Source organism: Tateyamaria sp. syn59 (assembly GCF_007995245.1).
Classification (GTDB): Bacteria; Pseudomonadota; Alphaproteobacteria; order Rhodobacterales; family Rhodobacteraceae; genus Tateyamaria.
Window position 1 is genome coordinate 271,778 of record NZ_VCBA01000003.1, and the last position, 25,555, is coordinate 297,332.

Here is a 25,555-nt window from a genome sequence, read left to right on the forward strand (position 1 = left end):
GCAGTGTGCACGGCATTGCCGCAGATGGCAGATCGCGCGTGTTCAACTTTGGGTAGGCCAATTGTCAGCAGCGGTGCGGTCGCGTAGCGTTTGCGCACTCTGACAGTGCGACGGCATTTCCTATGATACATCTTTTCCTTCGGACGCTCGCGCTGGTTTTGCTGATGGGTACGCTGGCTGGTCCACATGTGGCATCGGCGCAGGGACTAGGCAGTCTGCTACCTGGTGCGGGATTGTCGGACGCGGCCAGCACGGATTTGTCCGATGCCATCGCCGAGGCGGCGGAAAACGGTGTCAGTGTGATCGTGATCGACAGTGACGGCCGGGTTGTCACGCAAAACGGACCCGCGCCTGTGGATGCAGAGGTGCCGGGCAGCGGCTCGACCCTCATGGCCATTCAGGACGACGCGGTGGCGTTCCGATCGGCGCTGGTCGACAGGCTCTTGAACCTGCCCATCGCGTTCAACGAAGTCATTTACATCCTGCGCGCCACCAGCCCGGACGGCACGATCTTTGCCTATGTTCAGGCGCTTCTGATCAGTCTGGCGCTCTTTGCGGCCGGCATGGTTTTCGAGGCGCAGGTGTTTGGAAAGCGCTTGGTCAAACGGTTCGTGGTCGCACGCATTCAGGCGGCGCCAAGCGGTTATGTCGAAAAGATGCCGTTTCTGGTCTTTCGCTTCTTCATGGGCGTGGTGGGCACGCTGGTGTCGATGGCGGTCGCCTATATCCTGGGCTGGCTGATCTTTGGCGCGCTCGAAGACGCGGCGATGCAGTTTACCGTCACGCTGATCAACATCGGGTATTTCCTGGCACGGGTCGTGGCCGGGCTGTGGCGTATGATCCTGTCGCCGTATCTGTCGCAGTATCGTATTCCGCTGTTCAATGATCACGACGCGCGCAAGCTGCACCTGTGGCTGTCGGCTGTCACGGCCTTTGGGTTCTTTGCCATCCTCTTTGGCGTCTGGATCGAAGAGCTGGGCCTGAACAGTGAAGTGCATGTCTTCCTTTTTTCGCTGCTGAGCCTGCTGGTCATGATCCTGAACATCGCCCTTGTCGCGGCCAACAGTCAGGCCATCACCGGCGCGATCCTGAACGGCAAGGCCCCGACAGACGCCACATGGACCCTTCGCACGCTTGCGCGGGTCTGGGCTCCCATGGCCGTGGTGTATTTCCTGTTTGCATGGTCCGATCAGACCTATCACCTGGTCATCGGCGACCCGCTGGGCGTGCCGCTTCTCGCGGCTGCGTGGGGCATCTTGACCACCATCCTCGTGGTCTACGGCGTCATCAATTTCTTTATCGAGCGCAGCTTTGCCCGCGCCCGGCGAGTGCGCGAACATAATACGATGGCCGAGGTCGCACCCATGCGGGACCCTGCCGCGTCGCCGGTGGCTGCACCGCGGTTGACCACGTTCGAGGGGTTGGCCCAACGGGTCGCCGGCATCCTCGCCTTTGTCGCGGGCATTTACGCGTTCGTGACCATCTGGCGCCCGGACACAGCCATGATGGGCGAACGGTGGAGCGACCGTTTGCTCGACATCATCGTCATCCTGTTCATCGGCTACATCGCCTACAACGCGTTCCGCATCTGGATCGACGGCAAGATCCGAGAAGAGCAGGGCGAGGTACAAGAGGCCGAGCTGGGCGACGAAGGCGGCGGATCGTCGGCCACGCGTCTGGCCACCTTGCTGCCGCTCTTCCGCAATGTCGTGCTGATCGTCATCGTCCTGTCGATCCTGCTGATCGCGCTGATGGAAATGGGTGTGAATGTCGGCCCGCTTTTTGCGGGTGCTGGTATCGTGGGCGTGGCCATCGGCTTTGGCTCGCAATCACTGGTGCGCGACATCTTTTCCGGCGCGTTCTTTTTGTTCGATGACGCCTTCCGCAAGGGCGAATACATCGACGTCGGCGGGGTCAAGGGCACGGTCGAGAACATCAGCGTCCGCAGCTTCCAACTGCGCCACCACCTTGGTGCACTGCACACCATTCCCTTTGGCGAAATCCAAGTGCTAACCAACTACTCCCGCGACTGGGTCATCATGAAACTGCCCCTGCGCGTGACCTACGACACCGATGTCGAACAGGTCCGCAAACTGATCAAGAAGCTGGGTGTCGCGTTGCTAGATGACCCGGTGATCGGCGAAAACTTCATCCAGCCGCTGAAATCGCAGGGCGTGATCGAGATGCAGGACAGCGCCATGATCATCCGGGTGAAGTTCATGACCAAGCCCGGCGATCAGTGGCTGGTGCGCAAGAAGGTCTACGAGGAAATCCGCGCGCTCTTTGAACGCGAAGGGATCAAGTTCGCCCACCGCGAGGTCACGGTGCGTCTGGCCGATGGCAAGGCGGCTGAGGATTTGACCGACGAAGACCGCAAGGCGGTCACCGCTGCAGCGCAGGCGTCGATCGAGGAAGAGTTGCTGGAAGATGCGGCCGAAACCGGAGACGACAGATAAAGCCTCTCGACACGGGCTGCGAAAGGGCATAGGCGCGCAGGCTTGGTGACTGCACCGCTCTATCTACAGGACATATCCCTTGATCGCTCCCCTTCAGGCCGCGCTGACCGCCCGTGGCTACACTGACCTGACACCCGTTCAAACCGCTGTCACCGATGCCGCCCTTGGTCACGCAGACCTGCTGGTCTCGGCCCAGACCGGATCGGGCAAGACCGTTGGGTTCGGATTGGCCCTTGGGCCGACCTTGCTGGGAGACGAGCCGCTTTTTGAGATGGCGGCGGCGCCGCTGGCGCTGGTGATCGCGCCGACGCGGGAACTGGCGTTGCAGGTCAAGCGCGAACTGGCGTGGCTCTATGCCGAAACGGGTGCAGTCATGGCGTCCTGCGTTGGCGGCATGGACATGCGCGACGAACGGCGCGCACTGGCCCGTGGCGCGCATATCGTCGTGGCCACGCCGGGTCGGCTCCGCGACCACATCATGCGCGGCTCCATCGACCTGACAGCGATCCGGGGCGTGGTGCTGGACGAAGCGGACGAGATGCTGGATCTCGGCTTTCGCGAGGATCTGGAATTCATCCTTGGCGAATGTCCTGACACGCGCCGGACGCTTCTCTTCTCGGCCACCGTGCCGGCCCAGATCGCGCGGCTGGCCCAGACCTATCAAAAAGGCGCTGTGCGCGTCGCCACCACGACCGGCGAACGCCAGCACGCCGACATCACATATCAGGCCATGATGGTCGCCAACCACGACGCCGAAAACGCCATCATCAACACTCTGCGCTATCACGAGGCCCCGAATGCCATCGTGTTCTGCAACACCCGTGCCATGGTCAACCGCGTCACAACCCGGCTGTCGAACCGTGGCTTTCCCGTCGTGGCCCTGTCGGGTGAGTTGACGCAGTCCGAACGCACCAACGCACTACAAGCCATGCGCGACGGGCGCGCGCGGGTTTGTGTGGCGACGGATGTGGCGGCGCGCGGCATCGACCTGCCCAACCTCGATCTGGTGGTCCATGCCGAACTGCCCTCGAACTTCGAAACGTTGCTGCACCGATCTGGCCGGACCGGACGGGCCGGGCGCAAGGGCACCAGCGCCCTGATCGTCACGCCCAAGGTGCGGTCCAAGGCCATGCGCGTGCTCAAGGGCGCGAAGCTGGAGGCCGACTGGATCGACGCCCCATCCGCAGACGCCGTGCGTGCGCAGGACGAGGCGCGTCTGCTCAGCGATCCGATGTGGACCGATGCGGTGACAGAGGCCGAGGCCGACATGGTCGCCAAGCTGGCCTCCAACTTCTCCGCCGAACAACTGGCCGCCGCACTGTTGCGCATCCACGGCCAGCGTCACTCCGCCCCTGAACATCTCTCTGACGTGCCCGGCGAAAAGGCCCCCAAAACCCGCGCGCCCTTTGGACCCAGCGTCTGGTTCTCGGTCACGGGCGGTCGTGACGACGGCGTCGAAGTGCGCCGCCTGCTCCCGATCCTCTGCAACGCGGGCGACATTACCAAGGACGACATCGGTGCTATCCGCATCACCGACGACACCTCTTATGTCGAACTGAAAGCCGACAGCGCCGACGGTTTCGTGCAGGCCCTTGGGCCGACGTTGCAGATCGAAGGCGGCGCAACAGTGACCCGGCTGGAAGGTGTGCCGGACGCCGCACGCCAACCCAAGCCTCGTTTCACCCCCAAGCCAAAGCAGCCGGACAAGCGGGTATGGGACGAAAACCGCTCTGCTGCGCCGCCCCGCAAACCGAAATCCGACGCCGCCCCGGTCCAGTGGAACGACGATCCAACCCCGCGCAAGCGTAAGCCCAAGCCAAGCGCCAAACCCGCAGCCCCCCGCAAACCCAAGGCCGAAACGCAGCTTGAAAAGGCAATCAAGGACGGCAGCGTCAAGGCCCCGAAAAAGCCGCGACACAAGGCAGGCGGCAAGGGCAAGCCCGCAGGTGCGCCCAAGGTCGGCAAGTACAACAGCAAGAAAAACAAGGCGCGCCGGGCCGCTGCTCAGGGCGGCACGCAACCGCCCAAGCGCAAATCGTAAGGCGGATCCTGATCCGCCCTAGTCGCTGTAGGGATCCAGACTGTCCCGCAGACCGTCGCCAAGGAAGTTGAACGCCAGCACGACGATGATGATCGGCAGCATCGGGATCGCCGTCCATGGATAGATCTCGATGCTGGCGAGGTTCTGCGCGTCGTTCAGCATCACACCCCAAGATACGGCGGGCGCACGCAGTCCGAGGCCAAGGAAGCTCAACGCCGTTTCCCCCAAAATCATAGCTGGGATCGACAGCGTGGCCGATGCGATCAAGTGGGACATGAAGTTCGGCAGCAGATGCCGCCGGATCACGCGGGACGGTTTTGCCCCCATCATCTCTGCCGCCCGTACATATTCCTCCTCTCTCAGCGAGAGGAATTTACTTCGCACCGCCCTTGCCAGCCCCGGCCAATCTAGTAGGCCGAGGATGATACTGATGATGAAAAAGACCGACACCGGCCCCCAATTCGACGGCACCGCCGCTGAAAGCGCCAGCCACAGGGGCAACTCTGGTAGGGAGCGCAAAATCTCAATCGCCCGGTTCACAACCCAATCAACCCAGCCGCCGAAATACCCGGCAATGGCCCCGAACCCTATGCCGAGGATGAAGGACACCGTGATCCCGATCAGTCCAACGGTCAGCGACAGCTGCGCGCCGTAGGAGATGCGCGAAAACACGTCCCGCCCCAGCCGGTCCGAGCCGAAGATGAACACCGTTGCCCCCTCGGGCGCGCAGAACAGGTGCCGGTCGGCGGGGATCAGGAAGAACAGTTTGTATTCCGTCCGCTTGCAGAAAAACTGCAACGGCATCGGGCGCGTTGTGTCAGTCTCATAGACCCACTGGAAATTCTCCAGATCGGCACTGCCCACGGTGGGATAGACAAAGGGCCCGATGAACTCCCCCTCGTGCCAGAAGTTGATGGCCTGTGGCGGATGATACAGGTGATCGGCGCTGCGTTCGTTAGGGGTATACGGCGAGATGAACCCGGCAAAGGGGATGGCCATGTAGGCGAGCAGCAGAAAAATGCCCGAGATCAGGCCCAGCTTGTGCTTGCGGAACTTGCGCCAGACCAGCAGCCAGCCCGGGGCGTCCATATCCTTGCGCTCGGGCGCTGACAGATCCACGTTGGGATCATAGGGCGCGTCGTCGATATAGCGGCCGTCGGGCAGGGTGCTCATGGTCTTATCCCTCCCTTGCGCCGTAGCGGATGCGCGGATCAAGCAGCACCAGCAGAAGGTCCGACACCATCGTGCCAATGAGCGTGAGCAACGCTACGAACATCAGAACAAAGGCGGCCAGGAACTGATCCTGCGACTTCAACGCCGTCAACAGTGCGGGGCCAATGGTCTGCAAACCCAACACCACGGACACCAGAACCGAGCCCGACACCATGGCCGGCAGTAGGTTCCCGATGTCAGCCACAAAGGGGTTAAAGGCCATGCGCAGCGGATACTTGGTCAGCAGTTTCGAGGGGGCCAGCCCCTTGGCCATCCCCGTCTCGACATAGGGTTTCGACAGCTCGTCCAGCATATTGGCGCGCAAGCGCTGCATCATGGCCGCCGCCCCCGACGTGCCGATGACAAAGGTGGGCACAATTAGATGGATCAAAACGCTCTGGACCTTTTCAAAGGACATCGGCTGGCCTTCGAACTCCGGTGCCATCAGGCCCCCGATGGGCAGGCCAAGATATTTGTTGCCGTAGTAAAACAGCATCAGCGCCAGCAGAAAGTTGGGCGTGGCAAGGCCCAGATACCCAACAAAAGCGGTGGTGTAGTCAACCCACGTGGCCGAGCGGGCCGCGGCCAAAACACCCAGAGGCAGGGCAACCATGTAGACGAACAGAACGGCGGCGAGGTTCACCAGCACCGTCAACCACAGCGCGTCGCCCACAATGTCAGCCACGGGCGCATCAAATTCAAAGGACCAGCCGAAATCCCCCTGCAATAGCCCCGAAAACCCTTGCGGGCCGGGGGCGACGCCCACCCAGATCAGGTATTGCTCCCAGAGCGGCCGGTCGAGCGCGTATTCGGTGCGCAGGAACTCGGCCTTTGCCACCCCCTCGGCCTGACCGGTGGCACGCAGCTCTGCAATCTGGTTCGACAGGTAGTCGCCGGGGGGCAGGTTGATGATGATGAAGATCAGGATCGACACCACAATCAACGTCAAAATCATCGTCAGCAGCCGGTAGGCCGCATAGCGGATGAACATCATTCGCGCACCTGTGCGATCTGTTCATCATCCGCAAAGAAAAACTCGTCGATCCGGTGCACCCCGAAATGCGCGCCGGGATCCCACGCCCATTTGCCCCGCTCCGGAACGTTGCGCAGCCGGTCCGACACGATCACCGGCTGTGGCGCTTCGCTCAGGATGCCGATGCCGTATTGGTTGTCGGCGTGGATCTTCAGCATCTCCCGCCAGATCTTCGTCCGCTCCTGCCGGTCTTCGGTCTTTTGCCATGCGGCGCTCAGCTCCATCAGGCGCTGGGCGTCGGGCATGTCCACAGGCTCGCCCGCCGCACCATGGGTCTGATAATATTGCCCCCATTTCGGCCAGGCAAAGAACACCTGGTCGGTGGGCGCCAGATATGTGGGCGGCGTGTTGGGACCGGGTATCCCATTGTCCCAGCCGAACCAGACCGATGCCATGGTCACACCGGAAAAAACGCGGTTTCGCAGGATGTCGCGGTCCAGCGGGCGCATGATCAGCTGGATGCCGATGTCGCGCCAGGTGTCGGTGATGATGGCCAGCGCATTCTCGACCTCTTGCCGCTCACCCGCCGTCTCGATCACGAATTCCATGGGCCGCCCGTCGGGCAGCAGCCTGATGCCCGCAGGCGTGCGCTGGTTCAAACCCATCTGATCCAGCATGACATTGGCCGTATCCGGATCGTAAATCGCCCATTGGGTCAGGTTTGACGGGTCAAACAGCGGGCTTTGGGCAAGAGCGGTCATCCCGCCCTCTTTGCCCAGCCCGAAATACAGCGCCCGGTTGATCATGCGCCGGTCAATACCCAGCGACAACGCCCGGCGGAACCGCGCATCGCGCATCACCTCGCGCCAGACCGGGTCGGCAAAGTTCAGGTTGGGGTAGATCGCAATCTGGCTCGCCGCCCCGTTGGACCACAGGTAAGTGCGATAGGGTGCGCCGTCTGCCTCGCCCTTCTTCAGGATTGAGGTGTCGCGAAAATCAAGTCCGCGGGCCTGCAGATCACTTTCGCCCGCGTTGGACTTCGCCGCGACAAGACCCGATCCCACGATGTCCATCTCGACCACGTCGATATAGGGCAGCTGCACCCCGCGCGCGTCCACGCGGTGAAAGAACGGGTTGCGCACAAAGAGGTTCCGCATCGCTGCCCCGGTCGAGGCGGGCTTCCACGGCTGCAAGGTCGGCAGCTGGTGGTTGTCGAACTTGTACATATTGTCGAGCTTGTTGTGCAGCGGTGCCCAGCCGCGCACGCGCTTCTTGTCAATCATCTCCTTCATCGCTTCCTTGGAATTGAAAGCGACGTGGAACTGCTTGAGGTAGTGGGACGGTCGGTAGATGAACGGCGGGCTGGCCTGTGCCAGCGTTTGCAGGAAGTTCGGGTTGGGGCGCGGGAACTCAACCACGACCGTAACCGCGTCGGGAAATGTCATGGTGGCGATGTCATTGCCCATACGCATGACCTCGGGCGGGCCATTCGGGCTGAGTTCCCGGTTGTTCGCTACATGATCCCACCAGTATTGAAAGTCGGCTGACGTGAACGGCGCACCATCGGACCAGCGATGGCCCGGACGCAGATGCAGCGTAAAGATGCGGCCCTCGTCCACCTCGACATCGCGCAGGATGTCGGGCTGCAACTCGTAGTTCTCGTCATACCCCACCAGCCGGGCGTAGCCATAGACCACCATCTGGCGCACGTCCTTGGTCCGGGTGACCATCGTGCGCAGCGTGCCGCCCTGCGTGCCGAACTGTCGGCCCTTGGCCTCAAGATCGACAATCAGCGGCACGTCCGGAATGCGGTCTGCGGCGGCGGGGATGATGCCTTTTTTGACCTCGGGCGCCCAGAAATTGCTTTCCTGAACGGGCGTGCCAGCAAGGGTGGGCAGGGCGACAAGCCCGGCAAACACAACGGCAATCAAACGGTCAAACATGGCAGCGCACCTTGTGTCCGGGGTCGATCTGGATGAGGGCCGGGGCATCCACGCCCTCGAACCGGTACATGTCCGGCCAGGAGCTTGGCGATCCCGCACCGCGCGCCACCTCGGCCAGATCAATGGGGCGGCGCACATCCGGTTCCGGCTGGGCCGCGATCAGGGCCTTCGTATATGGGTGGCGGGGGTTGTAGAACAAGGTCTCAGGCGGGGCCTGTTCCACCACTACACCTTGTCTCATAACAGCCACCTCATCGGCGATACGGGCGACGACGGCCAAGTCATGGCTGATAAACAGGTAGCTTAGACCCATCCCGTCGCGAATACGCTCCAGCAGGCTCAGGATCTGCTCCTGCACCGACACGTCCAGCGCCGAGGTTGGCTCGTCACAGACCAGCAGCACCGGATCAAGGGTCAATGCGCGCGCAATGGACAGGCGCTGTCGCTGACCGCCGGAAAACGCATGCGGATAGCGGGCCAGCATATCCGGGTCGAGACCCACCCAGCGCAGCATCTCCGCCGCCTTGTCACGGCGGGTGATCCGGTCACCGATCCGGTGGATCTCCATCGGTTCGACCAGCGCCTCCTGGACACGCATACGCGGTGACAGGGACGAGTACGGGTCCTGAAACACCATCTGCGCCTGCCGTTGAAAGGCGACCTTCTCCGCCCGGCTCAGATCATTGATGCAGACCCGTTCCGCCCCCGGCTCGGCCCGAAACAGCACCTGTGAGCCTGCGTCCGGTACCTCGGCCCCCAGAGCAATACGGGCGCAGGTGGTCTTGCCCGACCCGCTTTCGCCCACCACAGCAAGCGTCTTGCCGCGCGGCAGCTTGAGGTTCACGTCGACACAGGCATGCACCTTCTTCTTCTCACGCCAGCCACCCGCGCGCACGAGGTACGTCTTGGACACACTGTTCAATTCCAGGATCAGATCGTCTTCGGGCAGCGGCTCGGCGGGCTTTGGGTCCTTCGGGATCATCGGCGCCGCGGCAAACAGCTTCTTGGTGTACCCATGCCCCGGCGCGCCCAGCACGGCAGGGGCGGGGCCACTCTCCATCACATGTCCCTTGTTCATCACGACCACGCTGTCGGCCATGTTTGCGACGACGCCCAGATCATGGGTCACGAGAATCATCGCCATGCCGGTGTCGCGCTGCAGATCTTTCATCAGACCCAGCACCTGCGCCTGCGTTGTCACGTCCAAAGCGGTCGTCGGCTCGTCCGCGATCAACAGGTCTGGCTTAGCAACGATGGCCATAGCGATCATGGCCCGCTGACGCATCCCGCCCGACATCTCGAACGGGTAGGCGCGGAAGGCGCGGTCCGGATCGGCAAAGCCCACACGCTCGAAGGTGGCGAGCACATCGCGCCGCGCCTCCTCGGCCGTCATGTCGCGGTGCAGCGTCAGCACCTCGCTGACCTGATTGCCGATGCGATGCAGGGGCGACAGAGACCGCATCGGCTCTTGAAAAATCATGGAAATGCGGTTGCCGCGGATGCCCCGGATCTCGCGTTGCGACAGGGTCAGCAGGTTTGCGCGTGCGTCGCCAGTGCCAAACATCACCTCGCCCTGACGCAACTGCGCGGTCTTGGGCAGGATGCGCAGGACAGAGCGGCAGGTCAGCGTCTTGCCCGATCCGCTTTCGCCAACCAGCGCCAGCGTCTCGCCAGCGGCAACGGAAAAATTCACCCCGGCAACGACCGGTGGCGCTGAGCCGAACCCGATCGACAGGTTTTTGACGTCCAGTAGCGGGCCCATTCAAGGTCCTTCGTTAGCGCACACATGGCCTGAATCAGTGAAACCGATTCCATCGTTCACGTCCATACACGGGTAAGTCGCGGAAATGTGCTGTCGTTTCATCACTTTTTGCCCCATCTAGGGTTAAAGCGAAGGAAATAATCATGCCGCAAAGCCGCCTTGACCTGTTTGTCGACCGTATGGTGTCCCAACGGGCCTGTCTGGATCATGCCGCATCAGTCATCGCGGAAATGGACGGGCCGGTGTTCGAACTGGGCCTCGGCAACGGACGCACTTATCACCACATGTGCCACATCATGCCCGACCGTGACATCTACGTGTTCGAGCGCGCCATCGCCTCGCATCCCGACAGCACTCCGCCTGATGACATGGTCCTGCTGGGCGACGTTTTTGACACGCTCCCGCAAGCGCTTGCCCGTTTCGGCGCGACAGCCGTGCTGATCCACGCCGATCTGGGCGGGCACAGCCGGGAAAAGAACGACATCTTTGCGCGCAAGGTCTCTCCCGTGATCGAACCCCTGCTGGCTGTGGGTGGGTTGATGGTGTCGTCGGACAAGATGTATTTCGACGCCTTTGTCGAACAGCCGCTGCCCGAGGGCGCGGTGCCCGGGCGCTGCTTCATCTACCGGCGCGAGCGTTAAGCGCGCAGACGGCCCGGCTGAGATCGACCCTTCGGGGAGGATTTTTTTTGAAACAGGGAAGGGGCAGGGTTTTGCCACCTCGCGACCAAATGACGTCGCGGCGTTTTTTGAAATGCTTGCCCTTTTTCTGTGCACGCCTAGGCTGAAACATGTGCCGGGTGGAGGACCCGCGCGCATCTGATTTCAGCGGAGGGACCATGAGCGACAAGATTGCCTATTCAAGACAGGGCGACATCGCCATCTTGACGGTCCAGAACCCGCCAGTAAATGCGCTCAGCCAAGCCGTGCGGCAGGGTCTGTCCGAAGGCATGGACCGCGCCGAGGCCGATGATGGCGTGCGCGCCGTCCTGATCGTGGGCGAGGGCCGCGCGTTCTTTGCAGGTGCCGATATCACTGAGTTTGGCAAGCCGCCGCTTGAGCCGCATCTGCCCGACCTTATCAACCGCATAGAAGCGTCGCCCTTACTTGTCGTTGCCTCCATGCACGGGGTCAGCCTCGGTGGCGGGTTGGAGGTCGCGCTGGGCTGTCACTACCGCATCGCGGTACCCTCCGCCAAAGTGGGCCTGCCCGAAGTGCATCTTGGCCTGCTGCCTGGCGCTGGCGGCACGCAACGCTTGCCGCGTCTGACCGGGGTCGAAGCGGGGCTGAATGTGATGACCACAGGGCGCCACATCGGCGCGCAAAAGGCGCACGAACTGGGCATCATCGACGTGATCGAGGACGGTGATCCCAAGCAAAACGGCATCGCCTACGCCCAACGTCTGCTGGACGAAGGAGCCGCGCGCCGCCCAGTGTCCGAGATGCCACCACCCGCGCCCATCGACTGGGATGCGGCGTTCGAGGCAATCCTCGCCAAAGGTCGCGGTCAGATTGCCCCGGCCTGGTGCGTGCGGGCCGTGCAGGCGTCGGTCGAAAAACCCTTTGCCGAAGGGCTCAAGGCGGAACGCCATATCTTCTACGACCTCATGCAGACGGACCAGCGGCAGGGCATGATCCACGCCTTCTTCTCCGAACGCGCGGTGGGCAACCTGCCTGAGTTGAAAGGGATCAAACCACGCGGCATCCAGCACATCGGCGTCATAGGCGGTGGCACCATGGGGGCAGGGATCGCAACGGCAGCCCTGCTTGCCGGGCTCGAAGTGACCTTGCTGGAAATGAGTGCCGAGGCGGGACAAGCCGCCCGCGACCGGATCGAACGGAACCTGTCGGGCGCCGTGAAACGGAGCAAGATCACCCCGAACCAGCACGACCAGATCCTGACCCACACGCTTGTTGTCGTGACCAACTACGACAAGCTGAGTGACGTTGATCTGGTGATCGAGGCCGTGTTCGAAGACATGGACGTCAAGAAAAAGGTCTTTGCCGAACTGGACCGTGTCTGCAAACCCGGCGCGATCCTTGCCTCGAACACCTCGTATCTCGACATCGACAAGATAGCGGCCACCACCTCTCGACCGTCGGACGTGCTGGGCCTCCACTTCTTCTCCCCCGCCCACGTCATGAAACTGCTCGAAATCGTCGTCGGCGACAAAACCGCGCCCGAGGTCACGGCCACGGGCTTTGCGGTGGGCAAGATGCTGGGCAAGATCAGCGTCCGCGCGGGCGTCTGCGACGGCTTCATCGGCAACCGCATTCTCGCCTCCTACCGCACCGCCGCCGACCAGATGATCCTCGACGGCGCGTCCCCCTATGACATCGACGAAGCGCTCGAAGACTTCGGTTTCGCCATGGGCCCCTTTGCCGTGGCCGACCTCGCGGGCCTCGACATCGGATGGGCCGTGCGCAAACGCAAACGGGCCGAAGGACATGCCCCCAAACGCGATGCCACCTACGCGGATAAGCTCTGCGAAGACGGCCATTTCGGCCAAAAGACGGGCAAGGGCTATTATGACTACGCGGGCGGGCTGAAAACCCGTGTCCCCAACCCCGACGTGCTGCCCATGATTGAGGCTGACCGCGCGCGGCTGGGCATCACGCCACGCAGCTTCACGCATGAGGAAATCGTGCGCCGCTACATGGCCGCCATGGTGAACGAGAGCGCCAAGGTCGTGGGCGAAGGCATCGCCCGCCGCCCCCTCGACGTCGATATGACGCTGCTCTTCGGCTACGGCTTCCCGCGCTACAGGGGCGGCCCGCTCAAATGGGCGGACATCGTGGGGCTCGAAGACTTGCTAAAAGACATCAAATCCTACGCCGCCGAAGACCCCGACTTCTGGGCCCCCGCGCCCTTGCTCGAACGACTGGTGGCCGACAACAAAACCTTCGATGACCTGAACAAAAAGGGCTGAGATATGGACCTGAGCTATTCCCCCGAAGAACAAGCGTTTCAAACCGAAGTGCGCCAATTCCTGGCCGACGAACTGCCCAAGGAGATCGCGGAAAAGGTCCGGCTGGACCAGGACCTGACCAAGGACGACATGGAACGCTGGCACGCGATCCTGAACACGCGCGGCTGGCTGGCACAGAACTGGCCCGCGTCCTTCGGAGGGGCTGAATGGTCCGCCGTCCAGCGGCACATCTACGACACTGAAGCGGCCGCCGCACACGCGCCCCGCATCGTCCCCTTCGGCTTTTCGATGCTCGGCCCCGTCCTGCAGAAATTCGGGTCCAAAGAACAACAGGACTATTGGCTGCCCCGTATGCTGGACGGCACCGACTGGTGGTGCCAGGGCTATTCCGAACCCGGCGCAGGCTCCGACCTCGCCTCGCTGAAAACCAAGGCCGTGCGCGACGGCGACCACTACATCGTCAATGGGCAAAAGACGTGGACGACCCTCGGCCAATTCGCCAACATGATCTTCTGCCTTGTCCGTACGGATCCGGATGCCAAGCAGCAGGAAGGCATCAGCTTCATCCTGATCGACATGGACACACCCGGTGTCGAAGTGCGGCCTATCATCCTGCTAGACGGCACGCATGAGGTAAACGAGGTTTGGTTCACCGACGTCAAAGTGCCGGTAGAAAACCTCGTCGGTGAGGAAAACAAGGGCTGGACCTACGCCAAATACCTGCTCACACACGAACGCACCGGGCTTGGCGGTGTCGGGTCGAGCGAGGCGGGGTTGAAAGCGGTCAAACGCATCGCGAAGGCGGCCAACCACAACGGTAAGCCGCTGCTCGAAAACCCGCACTTCGCCGCGCGCGTGGCACAGGTCGAGATTGACTTGCGCGCCATGGCCACTACCAACCTGCGCATCATCTCCAAGGCCGCCGCAGGTGAAGCGCCAGGGCTCGAAGCCTCCATGCTCAAGGTCAAAGGCTCCATTCTGCGCCAAGAAATCAACGACCTCGCGCGCCGCGCGGTCGGCCCTTACGCCATGCCCTTCGCGTCCGAGGCGGTCGAAGGGGCCAACGACCGCATCCCCGACCCGCTCGACGCAGGCCCGGTTGCAGGCCAATACTTCAACAACCGCAAGCTGTCGATTTTTGGCGGCTCCAACGAAATCCAACGCGGCATCATCGCCAAGGTGACCATGAGCGGAGGCGCATGATGAACTTCAACCTCACAGAAGAACGGCAGATGCTGCAGGACACGCTACGCCGCTACCTGCGTGAACAATACGGAACCGAACGTCGCAGTAAAATTCTGGAATCTGAAACGGGCTTCTCTGCAGACATCTGGACCGAACTCGCAGAACTCGGCGTGCTCGGTGCGCTCTTTACCGAGGACCAGGGTGGCTTCGGCGGCGCAGGCTTCGACATCTCCGTGGTGTTCGAGGAGCTGGGCCGCGCAGGCGTGGTTGAACCGGTGCTTGACAGCGCACTCCTCGGCGGTCGCCTCCTCGCGGCAGCGGGCAAGTCGGACCTGGTCGAACAGGTGATCGGCGGTGCCTTACACCTCGCCGTGGCTCATGGCGAACCCGACAGCCGCTATGACCTCGACCACGTGAACACGACTGCCAGCGATGGCAAACTCACTGGTCGCAAAGCCGTCGTGATGAATGCCGAAGCTGCGGATCACCTGATCGTCTCGGCCAAGAACGGCGACAGCATCGCGCTCTACCTCGTGGACAAGGGGGCCACCGGTCTCGACATCCAGGGCTATCCGCTCCTCGCCGGGGGCCGCGCGGCGGAAGTCACGCTCGACAACACACCGGGCGAACCGCTGGGCCTGACGCTAGCGGACTACGAGGCCGCCAACCGCCTCGCCCTCATCGCCCAATGTGCCGAGGCGCTGGGCGCCATGGAAACCGCCACGGCCCTGACCAAAGACTACCTGATGACCCGCCAGCAATTTGGGCGGCCCATCGGCACCTTCCAGGCGCTCGCCCACCGCATGTCCGACCTGCTGATCGAACTGGAACAGGCCCGCTCCGCCGTCATCAACGCCGCAGGCTATGCCGACGACAAGGACGCCGACCTGCACCTCTCCGCCTCCAAGAACCTGATCGGGCGTATCGGTCGCCTCGTGGCCGAGGAAGCGATCCAGATGCACGGCGGTATCGCCATGACGCAGGAATACGAACTTGCGCATATCGCCAAGCGCATCGTCATGGCCGACCACCGCTTTGGCGACACGGACTATCATCTGGAGCGGTTCATTGCCCTCTCTGCCGCCTGACGGTCCCGGTATCATCCGCGACGAGACGGGTGCGCAAACCCTGCTTGGCTACGTCGTGGATATCCGCGAGGCGGACGGCGTGTCGCGCTGCTGGCTCGACATCGGCCCGCAACACGGCAACCGCCACGGCGGTCTGCATGGCGGCATCATGTCTGCGATGCTCGACAACGCGATGGGCTTTGCGGCCGCGCGCACCGGCGAGAATGATGGCAGCACCAAGGTCGCAACGCTCACCATGACCACCAACTACCTTGCCCCCGCCAGCACAGGCGTGGTGGTCGCCACAGGCGAGGTCGCGGGCGGCGGCCGAAGCACCATCTTCACCGAAGGGCGGCTGGAAGACGAAAACGGCACCGTCCTCGCCACCGCGACAGGCGTCTACAAACGGGTGAGGGGTGCCTAGCGTCTACGACCTTCTCGCCCATCAGGTTGCAACGCGACCCGATGCGCTGGCCTTGGAAGATGTGACCGGCGCGCGCCTCACTTATGCAGACCTAAGCACTGCCGCTGATGAAATTGCGGAAGTCTTGACAGCAAAAGGCATTACCCAAGGCGACCGCGTCATGATCGTCTCCGAAAACTGCGCGGCCAAGGTCGCGGCCCTCTTCGCCACATGGCTCATCGGGGCCATCGCAGTGCCCGTGAATGCGCGCCAAACTGAGGCTGAAATCGCCCGCGTTGATGCCCATGCCGAGCCCAAAGCGGTGTTCTTCACCACACAGATCTCGCCAGATGCCGAAAAGCACAGCATCACCGCACAGAAAAAAATCGCAGATTTAGACGCCAGTACCATATCCGGCGCATGGGGCCAACTGACCCTACACTGTCCCCGCGGGGACAGTTTTGCCGGGGACGAAGACGTCGCCGTTCTCCTCTATACGACCGGCACCACGGGCGACCCAAAAGGCGTCATGCTCACCCACGACAACGTCCGCTTCGGCGGTAAAACCAGCGCCGAACTCCGCGGCATGACCACGGATGACCTCATCTACGGTGTCCTTCCCACCACCCACGTCTTCGGCCTCTGCTCCGTCGTCGTCGCCGCCATCTACGCGGGTGCCCCCGTCCGCCTGATCCCCCGGTTCGTGGTCGCAGACGTCTTCGACGCCCTCCGCGACGGCATCACCCTGTTCTCCGCCGTCCCCCAAATGCACGCGCTCCTCATGGCTCATGCCAAGACGCTCGGGGAAACGTCACTCGGCTCAAAAACCCTCCGCTACGTCTCCTCCGGCGCCGCCCCGCTCGACCCAACCTGGAAACGCGAGGCCGAGGCGTTCTACGGCGTCGCAATACAGAACGGCTACGGCATGACCGAAAGCACCGCCGGAACCGCCGCGACGCGCAATGTCATTGGCGATCCAGATACATCCGTTGGCCCCGCACTGCCGGGCATAGAAATTGCCATTGATGATGACGTGCCCGGCGGCGAAGTGCTGACCCGAGGGCCGCATGTGATGAAAGGGTATTTTCGCAATCCGGGTGAGACGGCGAAGGTGTTGAGTGAGGACGGCTGGCTGCGGACCGGCGATCTGGGAGAGATTGATGCAGAGGGCAAGCTGCACATTCTCGGGCGTGCCAAGGAACTGATTATCCACGGCGGCTTCAACGTCTTCCCGCCGGAAGTCGAAGCTGCGTTAAACGACCATCCAGATGTGATCCAGGCGGCCGTTGTTGGTCGGTCAAAGGGCGGGGATGAAGAGGTGCTGGCCTTCATACAGGTGCCACAGGATGGCGGGCCGTCCGAGGATGATTTGCGCGCGTTCGTCAGGGATCGGCTGGCAGGGTACAAACGACCGGCGCGCTACGTGCTTGCCACCTCATTGCCCGCTGCTCCCACGGGCAAGATTCTCAAGCACAAATTGATCGAAACTTTCGCGGATCAGTTGGACTAGGGCGCCGGAAAACGACACGTTTTCCGGTCCGCTTTCCGTGTCGGAAAGCGGTTACGTCCAGACCCCTTCGGCTGCCGCCCGGATGTTGCGGATGTTCTCTCCGTACGGGATCGGATTGTCGACCGAGCCACCTTTGAACACCGCCGAGCCTGCAACCAGGACGTCCGCGCCAGCCTTGGCCACCAGGGGCGCTGTGTTCGCATCTACACCGCCGTCGATTTCGATATGGATCGGGCGGTCTCCGATCATCGCGCGCAGGGTCGCGACCTTCGACGTCATGTCGATGAACTTCTGACCGCCGAAACCTGGGTTCACGGTCATCACGCAAATGAGGTCGACCATGTTCATCAGCTCCTCCACGGCAACGGCTGGCGTGCCGGGGTTCAGCGCGACACCCGCTTTCATGCCCGCGCCGCGGATGGCTTGGAGGGTGCGGTGGATATGTGGACCCGCCTCGACATGGGCTGTCAACACGTCCGCACCGGCATCGGCAAAGGCCTGGATGTACGGATCGACGGGCGCGATCATCAGGTGGACGTCCATGACGCCCCTGATATGCGGGCGGATCGCCGCGCAGGTCGCGGGGCCGAAGGTGATGTTCGGAACGAAGTGGCCGTCCATGACGTCCACATGGATCCAGTCTGCGCCCTGCGCTTCGACGGCGGCGCATTCGGCGCCGAAATTGGCGAAGTCGGCGGCGAGGATGGAGGGGGCGATCTTGATCGAGCGGTCGAAGGTCATGGTGGCCTCATTGTGCGGTTGGTCGCGATATATCGGGCCGGCGGCTGTGTGGAAAGGGGCCCTTCGGGGAGGATTTTTTTGAAACAGGGAATTCGGACCTCTTACCAGCTTTCGGAGGAACAGAGGAAGAAAGCATGCCGCATTCTGAGGGGCGTACATCAGAATTAGTTTGACAAGTGAATTAATGTTCGGTCATGGTGGCAGTCTAGGGAGGATGTCGATGTATCTCGGACTTGATCTGGGCACGTCGGGTGTGAAGGCGTTGCTGGTCGATGCGAACGGGCGCGCTGTTGGCAGTGCCGACTCCACCTATGACGTGTCGAACCCGGCGGCAGGCTGGAGCGAGCAGGACCCTGCGGATTGGGTCGTGGGCATCACGGCTGCGCTGTCTGAACTGCGCGCCGTACATCCGAAGGCGTATGGCGCGGTGCGCGCGCTGTCCTTTTCCGGGCATATGCATGGTGCGGTGCTTGTGGATGCGAAGGGTGACGTGTTGCGCCCCTGTATCCTTTGGAATGACACCCGCAGCCACGCAGAAGCGGCCGAGATGGATGCAGATCCCGTCGCCCGCGCGGTCAGCGGCAATATCGTGTTTCCGGGTTTTACCGCGCCGAAGCTGGCGTGGGTGGCTAGGAACGAACCAGACATCTTCGCCCGTGTGGCGCGGGTCATGTTACCAAAGGATTACCTGCTGTGGTGGCTGTCAGGGCGCTATGCGACCGAGATGTCCGATGCTGCAGGCACGGCCTGGCTGGATGTTGGCGTGCGGGCGTGGTCGGACGATCTGCTGAGCCTTGGTGGGATGCGACGGGACCAGATGCCGGACCTTTTGGAAGGCACGGACGTGGTGGGCGAGGTGCAGGCTGCGCGTGCTGATCTGGGCCTGCCTGCAGGCTGCAAAGTGGTTGCCGGGGGCGCAGACAATGCCGTTGCTGCCTGTGGTGTGGGTGCCTTGGGTGAGGGGGACGGTTTCGTATCTCTTGGTACGTCCGGCGTCGTGTTGGCGGGGCGCGGAAGCTATGCGCCCGATGCAGACAGCGCGGTGCACACGTTTTGCCACGCTGTGCCGGGGCGTTGGTATCAGATGGGTGTGGTTCTGGCCGCAACCGACAGTTTGAACTGGTTGAGCCGTGTCACGGGGCAGGGGGCTGGCGCCTTGTCAGCCGCCTTGGGCGATACGCTTGCAGCACCAGGTAGTGCTAAATTCTACCCTTACCTGTCCGGCGAACGCACACCGCACAACGATGCGCAAATACGGGGCGGGCTTACCGGGCTCGATATCGCATCCGGCCCCACGGACCTGACCCATGCCGTCATGACCGGCGTCGGCTTCGCCCTGCGCGACAGTTTCGAAGCGCTGAAAGCCACCGGTGCGCAACTCCCCTCCGCTCTCGCCATCGGCGGTGGCAGCCGGTCCGACTATTGGACGCGCATGTTGGCCACCACCCTTAACATTCCGCTCGAACGCCCGGATGAGGGCGCCTTTGGCGCTGCCCTCGGTGCCGCCCGGATCGCCATATGCGGTGACATGGGCGCAGACCCGGCAGAGGTCATGACCAAACCGCCTATCGCCGATGTGATCGAACCGCAGGCCGATCTCGTGTCTGCCTATGATGAAGCCTACGCCGCCTTTGCAAGCGCGTATCCCAAACTGAAAGCCATGCCATGACCACTGGATTCTTCGACGCCGTTCCGCCCGCCACCTTCGAAGGCCCCGGCAGCACCAACCCCATGGCCTTCCGCCACTACAATCCCGATGAGATGGTGATGGGCAAGCGGATGGAGGACCACCTGCGCTTTGCCGTAGCATACTGGCACTCCTTTGCGTGGGAAGGGGGCGATCCGTTCGGCGGTCAGACTTTTATCCGCCCGTGGCACCCGCAGGACGACATGGGCCGCGCCAAGATGAAGGCGGACGTGGCGTTCGAGATGTTTGCGCGGCTGGGCGTGCCCTATTTCTGCTGGCATGACGCTGACATCCGGCCCGAGGGCACAACCTTTGCCGAAAGCCTCGACCGGCTGAACGAGATCACCGACTATTTCGGCCCCAAGATGGAAGAGACGGGCGTGGGCCTGCTCTGGGGCACGGCCAACATGTTCTCGCACCGCCGCTGGATGGCAGGGGCGTCAACCAACCCCGACCCGGACGTGTTCGCCTATGCCGCTGCCACGGTGAAGGGGTGCATGGATGCGACCCTCAAGCTGGGTGGACAAAACTACGTCCTCTGGGGCGGGCGCGAGGGGTACGAAACCCTGCTGAACACCGACATGGGGCAGGAGTTGGACCACATGGGCCGCTTCCTGTCCATGGTGGTCGAGTACAAGCACAAGATCGGGTTCAAGGGGCAGATCCTGGTGGAGCCCAAGCCGCAGGAACCGTCGAAGCACCAATACGACTTTGACGCCGCCACCTGCATCGGCTTCCTGCGCAAATACGGGCTCGAGGACGAGGTGAAGCTCAACCTTGAACAGGGGCACGCGATCCTCGCGGGTCACTCCTTCGAGCATGAGATCGCCGTGGCCGCCGCCGACGGGATGCTGGGGTCGATCGACATGAACCGCAACGACTACCAGTCTGGCTGGGACACGGACCAATTCCCCAACAACGTGCCGGAAGTGGCGCTGGTTTACTACCATATCCTCAAGGCCGGGGGGCTGGGCCTAGGCGGCACCAACTTCGACGCCAAGCTGCGGCGGCAAAGCCTCGATGCCGAGGATTTGATTGCCGCCCATGTCGGCGCCATGGACATCTGCGCGCGCGGGCTGAAAGCTGCGGCGGCAATGATCGAGGATGGCGGTTTGGAAGACGCTTTGAAAACGCGCTACGCGGGCTGGGACACGGCCGAGGCCCAAGCGATGCTGGGCAGCGATCTGGCGTCAATTTCGGATCGCGTCCTTGCTGACAATATCGAACCCCAGCCCCATTCGGGTCGCCAGGAGATTCTTGAAAATTATGTCTCGCGTTTCGTCTAAGGCCGCAGCCTTTGCTCTGATGGCGGCCCCGCTCTGGGCCGCCGACCTACCCTATGAAGAACCGGTGTTTCCCGAAGTGGACGCGGCACAGGTCGAACTTGGGCGGCTCCTGTTCTACGATCCGATCCTGTCGGGGTCGAAAACGGTCAGCTGCGCCACCTGCCACCACCCGAAATTCGCCACTGGCGACGGGGTGTCTCTGGGGCTGGGCGACGGGGCGGCGGGTCTTGGCCCTGACCGGGTCGCCGACCCCGAAAACCTGCCCGAACAGCGCATCCCCCGCAACGCGCCGCCGCTCTTCAACCTCGGGGCCACGGAATTCACCGTGTTCTTCCACGATGGACGTCTGGAAGAGGACGCCACCCGCCCCTCCGGTATCCGCACGCCACTGGGCACCGAGATGGAGATGGGCTTCGCCTCTGCCCTGTCCGCGCAATCCATGTTCCCCGTCCTGTCGGCGGACGAGATGGCCGGACACTACAGCGAGAACGAGATCAGCCAGGCCGTCCGTAAGGGCCTGATCACCGGGCAGGGTGGGGCGTGGGACCTGCTGTCGCAACGGATCGAGGCGATCCCGGAATATCGCGGGCGGTTCGACGTGGTGATCGGGGATACGCCGATCCACTTTACCCATATCTCGGACGCGCTTGCCGCTTTCCTCGACTTCGAATGGCGCGGCGTCGCCAGCCCCTTCGACCTCTACCTGCGCAACGGTACGGAGATGGAGCCAGCCGCCATGCGCGGGATGGACCTGTTCTATGGCAAAGCCCAATGCGCCACGTGTCACGCGGGCCGCTTCCAGACGGATCACGCCTTCCACGCCATCGCCATGCCGCAGATCGGGCCGGGCAAGGCTGCGCGGTTTGAAAGCCATGCACAGGACACGGGCCGCATGCGCGTCACAGGCGATCCGTCAGATGCCTACGCCTTCCGCACGCCACCCCTGCGCAACGTGGCGCAAACCGCGCCCTACGGTCACAGCGGTGCCTACGCGACGCTCGAAGGGGTCGTGCGCCACCACCTCGATCCGGTGGCCAGCCTGCGCAGCTACGATGTCGCCCAAGCCGTGATGCCGGGCTTCGATACCGATGACATGCGCGTGCTGAAGGATGCGGCAGAGATAGACGCCATCGCAGCAGCAAACGATCTCGCCCCCATTGCGCTCACCGATGCAGAGGTGGATGACTTGCTCGCTTTCCTCGACGCCCTCACAGACCCGCAAAGCATCCGCGGTGCACTCGGCATCCCGGCTACAGTCCCCAGCGGGCTTCCGATTGATCAATAGCGAAATACTTGGCCGGGTACGCGCTGTATTCAATCAAGCTCGTGACATGGTCCCTTCTTCTCTTTGAAAGTACGGCGGGGTTTGGGGTGGAACCCCAATAGAGAAAAGATGTCGCGCAGCGGCCTTTGGATTACCGAACGGTTCGTTAACCATTTACCCGTGGCACACAACCGGTGCACAGGTTGTGCACGTTCCGTGCACGCGCTGCGTATCGTGAATTCTTGATTTTACTCCCATGAAAACTGGGTAAATCGACGTGCGCGCGCGCAAGTTTTAACGCCGAAGCGTCACCCCCCGGTTCACCCCTGTCTCTTCCCACGCGGACCAATCACCATGCGGCCAGCGCACCCGCAGCCGAACGGTCTCGGCGGCACCCAATCCAAAATGCTGCGGTCCCGAGGCACCACCCGCATGGCCCCCGCCGACGGTGATCTCGCGCGCCTGCACAGCCACACCATCATCCACCTCAATCCACGCGCCAACCGCCTGCGTATTGGCCCCATCCTGTGTCACCGCAACACTCAACCAGTTGCCCGTATCCGCGCTCGTATTCTGCCAGATCTCAAGCGGTGCCCGCCGGTTGACCACGGCCAGATCCAGTAACCCGTCCCCATTGAAATCCACCAAAGCCGCCCCGCGCCCACGGTGCATCGAGGCGACGCCTGCCACGTCCCCGGCCTCCGCGAATGTGTCATTCTCCTGCGCGATCAACAGGTTATTCGGATCCTCCATCGCCAGACCGGGCATCTGCTGGACATTGCCTTTGGCAATGAACGCATCGTCGCGCCCGTCATTGTTCACGTCTCCGAAGGCGATATGCCACCCGGTCGAGGGGCGCCCATCACCGCCTACATAGGGCCGGTGCGCTGACGTTCCCATCTCGAACGGCACATCTTGAAACGCTGGTCCATCACCCACCTGCCGCATCAGCCGCTGGTCACCCATGGAGGACAGATACACTTCATCCCGCCCATCCCGATCCAGATCACGAGCAGCAATCCCCATCCCCCACAGCTTGTGCCGCGCCCAGCCATCCTCTTCGGTATAAAGCCGTGGCGTGGGTTCCATCGCCCACATCTGCTCCTCGCCCTCACGCACGTAATAGTGCCGATCATTCGACACCCGCAGATCGGCACGGCCTGTACGCGTCCAATCGGTGAAGAGCATGGACAGCGCGCAATACCCTGGCGCAAGCTCCGACACCTCGTAGGTGGCCCCGTCAGACCGCCATAAATGGTTGATATCGCACGCCTCAAAGGGCCCATCAGGATCGCTTCGGTCGACGTAGTGACCGAAGGCCAGTGTTGGAGCTGTCTGCCCCGCCTCCCACGTTGCAGAGAAAGCAGTGCTCCAGCGATCCTCGAACCGGAAGGGCATTGGCGTGAAGGTGCAGTCTCCGTTCCCGCGCAGAATGGCATCGGGACCGACGCGCAACATGACCAGATCGAGCAGCCCGTCATTGTCGATGTCGATCGGATAGGCTCCGGTCGTGGCTGTCATGTCCAAACCGACGTCGCCCAACTTTTCAAAGGCAACGGCGCCCTCCGAGACGTTGCGTAGGACCAATGGCGGGTTGCTTCCACCCGCCGCCACCAGATCGGGACGCGCATCGCCATCGCAATCAAGAACAGCCAGCCCGCCGCCCACGAAATGCTCCCATCCTCCGTCGTAAACATGGTGCGGCACATCCACGGGCACAAAGCGGGGCGTGTCGGCGGCCACCGGGTGTGCCGCCCCGAGGAGCAACGCGACGAGGCCCCGCCCTACGTCAGATTTTTTCAAAAATCTGGTAGCGTTACGCATCTTCCAGTGCCTCGACTGCCGTATCTTGCACAAATTCCAGCGCATAAGCCGCGGCCCCGCGCGCCCACATCAGGTTATCCCACCTGTGGACCACCACCTCCGGCGGCGGCTTGTCGATTTCCACAATGCTTTTGCGCATCTCCTCGATCACAGTATCGGCATAGAGGTGGTCGAACTGCATCTGCTCGCCCGCGAGGATCACCAGTTCGGGATCAAAGATATTCACAAGGTTGGCGAGGCCCATGGCGAACATCTTGCTTGCCCGGTCGACCACCTTTTGCGCTGTCGGGTCGCCGCCCTTTGCTGCGGTCAGGACGGTCGCCACTGCGTGGCTTGTAGGGGTGGTCAGGTTCATGCCGCCGACGCTGGATGCCTCGCGCACGAGTGCGTAGTCGGAGATGTAGGCCTCAAGGCAGCCCCTTTGCCCGCACCGGCACAGCGCACCGTCCAGATGCACCTTGGTATGGCCAAACTCCGCCCCGCAGCCGCGCGTACCGCGGTAAAGCTGCCCGCCCAGTACCATGCCCATACCAACACCGCTTTCGATGGTGATCACGATGAAGTCGGAATGCGACTTGCCCAGCCCGAAGGTCAGTTCGGCCATGGCCACGAGGTTCGCGTCGTTGTCGACATAGACCGCAATTCCGAGCGCATCGCGCAACACGTCTGCAAAGGGCGCGTTGCGCGCGTTCAGCGAGGGCGACCAATAGACCAGCCCGTGCCCGGCATCGACCACACCGGCCAGGCCCACCCCCACCGCCGAGATGTCGGACAGGGTGCGCCCGGCTTTTTCGGCAAGGTCCGTGAGCCCGGATCTGATGTGCCGGGCCAGGTCGTTCGGCGCCAGACGGCCAGTTGGGATCGCGCATTCATGGTCGGACACGTCCCCGCCGTCAAAATCCAGCAAGACCAGCGAGATTGACGCGTTCGATACTTTCAGACCGGCGATCAGGTAGGCGTCTCCGGCGATCTTCAGATCGACCCGTGGGCGTCCGCGTGCTGATTCGTCACTGCGTGATTCGCGGGGCACTTCCTCGATCAATCCGCCACGCAAAAGGTCGGCCGTCACGGCCGTCACGGTGGCCCTGCTGATGCCCGTGTGCTCTGCCAGATCAATGCGTGCCACCGGCCCGCGCTGCGAAATTTCGCGCAAAAGCAGCCGTCTGCTTTCGACCTTCTGATGACCGAATGGCATGATTTCGTTCTCTTTTTCCTCCCGTCGCGCGGCAAAGCGCGCAACCCTCACCACCGATGATGGCGGTTTTTTTGAAA

Annotated in this window: 18 protein-coding genes; 11 read left to right on the top strand and 7 right to left on the bottom strand. The window is 62.6% G+C overall.

Going from position 1 to position 25,555, the window contains the following annotated elements; all coding sequences use genetic code 11:
* Positions 1–122 precede the first annotated feature (122 nt).
* Positions 123–2,456, top strand: coding sequence for a mechanosensitive ion channel family protein (locus tag FD715_RS07420; protein ID WP_147107481.1), 2,334 nt, complete (start codon positions 123–125; stop codon positions 2,454–2,456).
* A gap of 79 nt (positions 2,457–2,535) precedes the next feature.
* Positions 2,536–4,497: a DEAD/DEAH box helicase gene (locus FD715_RS07425; RefSeq protein ID WP_147107484.1), complete on the top strand. Its 1,962-nt coding sequence runs from the start codon at positions 2,536–2,538 to the stop codon at positions 4,495–4,497.
* An 18-nt stretch (positions 4,498–4,515) separates the two neighbouring features.
* Here FD715_RS07425 and FD715_RS07430 read toward each other — a convergent pair whose 3' ends face one another.
* From FD715_RS07430 to FD715_RS07445, 4 genes are read right to left on the bottom strand one after another with little or no spacing between them, the layout of a single operon-like run.
* The gene (locus FD715_RS07430) at positions 4,516–5,670 is read right to left on the bottom strand and encodes an ABC transporter permease (RefSeq protein WP_147107486.1); all 1,155 of its coding nucleotides are present in this window, start codon (positions 5,668–5,670) and stop codon (positions 4,516–4,518) included.
* 4 nt (positions 5,671–5,674) lie between these two features.
* The gene (locus FD715_RS07435) at positions 5,675–6,703 is read right to left on the bottom strand and encodes an ABC transporter permease (protein WP_147107488.1); all 1,029 of its coding nucleotides are present in this window, start codon (positions 6,701–6,703) and stop codon (positions 5,675–5,677) included.
* Positions 6,700–8,625, bottom strand: coding sequence for an ABC transporter substrate-binding protein (locus FD715_RS07440; protein ID WP_147107490.1), 1,926 nt, complete (start codon positions 8,623–8,625; stop codon positions 6,700–6,702). The genes FD715_RS07435 and FD715_RS07440 overlap by 4 nt, the downstream gene beginning before the upstream one ends.
* Positions 8,618–10,387, bottom strand: coding sequence for an ABC transporter ATP-binding protein (locus tag FD715_RS07445; protein WP_147107493.1), 1,770 nt, complete (start codon positions 10,385–10,387; stop codon positions 8,618–8,620). The genes FD715_RS07440 and FD715_RS07445 overlap by 8 nt, the downstream gene beginning before the upstream one ends.
* A gap of 143 nt (positions 10,388–10,530) precedes the next feature.
* Between FD715_RS07445 and FD715_RS07450 the strand changes: the two genes are divergently transcribed.
* The 6 genes from FD715_RS07450 to FD715_RS07475 all read left to right on the top strand — a co-directional run bounded on the left by FD715_RS07450 (position 10,531) and on the right by FD715_RS07475 (position 17,481).
* Complete coding sequence (locus FD715_RS07450) at positions 10,531–11,028, top strand: class I SAM-dependent methyltransferase (protein WP_147107496.1); 498 nt, start codon at positions 10,531–10,533, stop codon at positions 11,026–11,028.
* Positions 11,029–11,225: 197 nt separating this feature from the next.
* Positions 11,226–13,316: a 3-hydroxyacyl-CoA dehydrogenase NAD-binding domain-containing protein gene (locus FD715_RS07455; RefSeq protein ID WP_147107499.1), complete on the top strand. Its 2,091-nt coding sequence runs from the start codon at positions 11,226–11,228 to the stop codon at positions 13,314–13,316.
* Between the two features lie 3 nt (positions 13,317–13,319).
* On the top strand, positions 13,320–14,519 hold the full coding sequence (locus FD715_RS07460) for an acyl-CoA dehydrogenase family protein (protein WP_147107501.1): 1,200 nt from the start codon (positions 13,320–13,322) through the stop codon (positions 14,517–14,519).
* Positions 14,519–15,589 (top strand): acyl-CoA dehydrogenase family protein, encoded by a 1,071-nt coding sequence (locus tag FD715_RS07465; RefSeq protein WP_147108157.1) that lies wholly within the window; start codon positions 14,519–14,521, stop codon positions 15,587–15,589. The genes FD715_RS07460 and FD715_RS07465 overlap by 1 nt, the downstream gene beginning before the upstream one ends.
* Positions 15,570–15,992, top strand: coding sequence for a PaaI family thioesterase (locus FD715_RS07470; RefSeq protein ID WP_223274772.1), 423 nt, complete (start codon positions 15,570–15,572; stop codon positions 15,990–15,992). The genes FD715_RS07465 and FD715_RS07470 overlap by 20 nt, the downstream gene beginning before the upstream one ends.
* Positions 15,985–17,481 (top strand): class I adenylate-forming enzyme family protein, encoded by a 1,497-nt coding sequence (locus tag FD715_RS07475; protein ID WP_147107504.1) that lies wholly within the window; start codon positions 15,985–15,987, stop codon positions 17,479–17,481. Before FD715_RS07470 ends, FD715_RS07475 begins: the two co-directional genes overlap by 8 nt.
* Before the next feature lie 51 nt (positions 17,482–17,532).
* On the opposite strand, the gene rpe is transcribed toward FD715_RS07475, so the two are convergent.
* The gene (gene rpe / locus FD715_RS07480; protein WP_147107507.1) at positions 17,533–18,222 is read right to left on the bottom strand and encodes a ribulose-phosphate 3-epimerase; all 690 of its coding nucleotides are present in this window, start codon (positions 18,220–18,222) and stop codon (positions 17,533–17,535) included.
* A 220-nt stretch (positions 18,223–18,442) separates the two neighbouring features.
* Between rpe and xylB the strand changes: the two genes are divergently transcribed.
* From xylB to FD715_RS07495, 3 genes are read left to right on the top strand one after another with little or no spacing between them, the layout of a single operon-like run.
* The gene (gene xylB, locus FD715_RS07485; protein WP_147107510.1) at positions 18,443–19,891 is read left to right on the top strand and encodes a xylulokinase; all 1,449 of its coding nucleotides are present in this window, start codon (positions 18,443–18,445) and stop codon (positions 19,889–19,891) included.
* Complete coding sequence (gene xylA, locus FD715_RS07490) at positions 19,888–21,195, top strand: xylose isomerase (RefSeq protein ID WP_147107513.1); 1,308 nt, start codon at positions 19,888–19,890, stop codon at positions 21,193–21,195. The genes xylB and xylA overlap by 4 nt, the downstream gene beginning before the upstream one ends.
* Positions 21,176–22,480, top strand: coding sequence for a cytochrome-c peroxidase (locus FD715_RS07495; RefSeq protein ID WP_147108163.1), 1,305 nt, complete (start codon positions 21,176–21,178; stop codon positions 22,478–22,480). Before xylA ends, FD715_RS07495 begins: the two co-directional genes overlap by 20 nt.
* A 273-nt stretch (positions 22,481–22,753) precedes the next feature.
* Here the strand turns inward: FD715_RS07495 and FD715_RS07500 are convergent, their stop codons facing one another.
* Positions 22,754–24,262: a CRTAC1 family protein gene (locus tag FD715_RS07500; RefSeq protein ID WP_223274773.1), complete on the bottom strand. Its 1,509-nt coding sequence runs from the start codon at positions 24,260–24,262 to the stop codon at positions 22,754–22,756.
* Between the two features lie 13 nt (positions 24,263–24,275).
* A complete protein-coding gene (locus FD715_RS07505) occupies positions 24,276–25,478 on the bottom strand; it encodes an ROK family transcriptional regulator (RefSeq protein WP_147107519.1) in 1,203 nt (400 codons plus the stop codon).
* Positions 25,479–25,555: the final 77 nt, after the last annotated feature.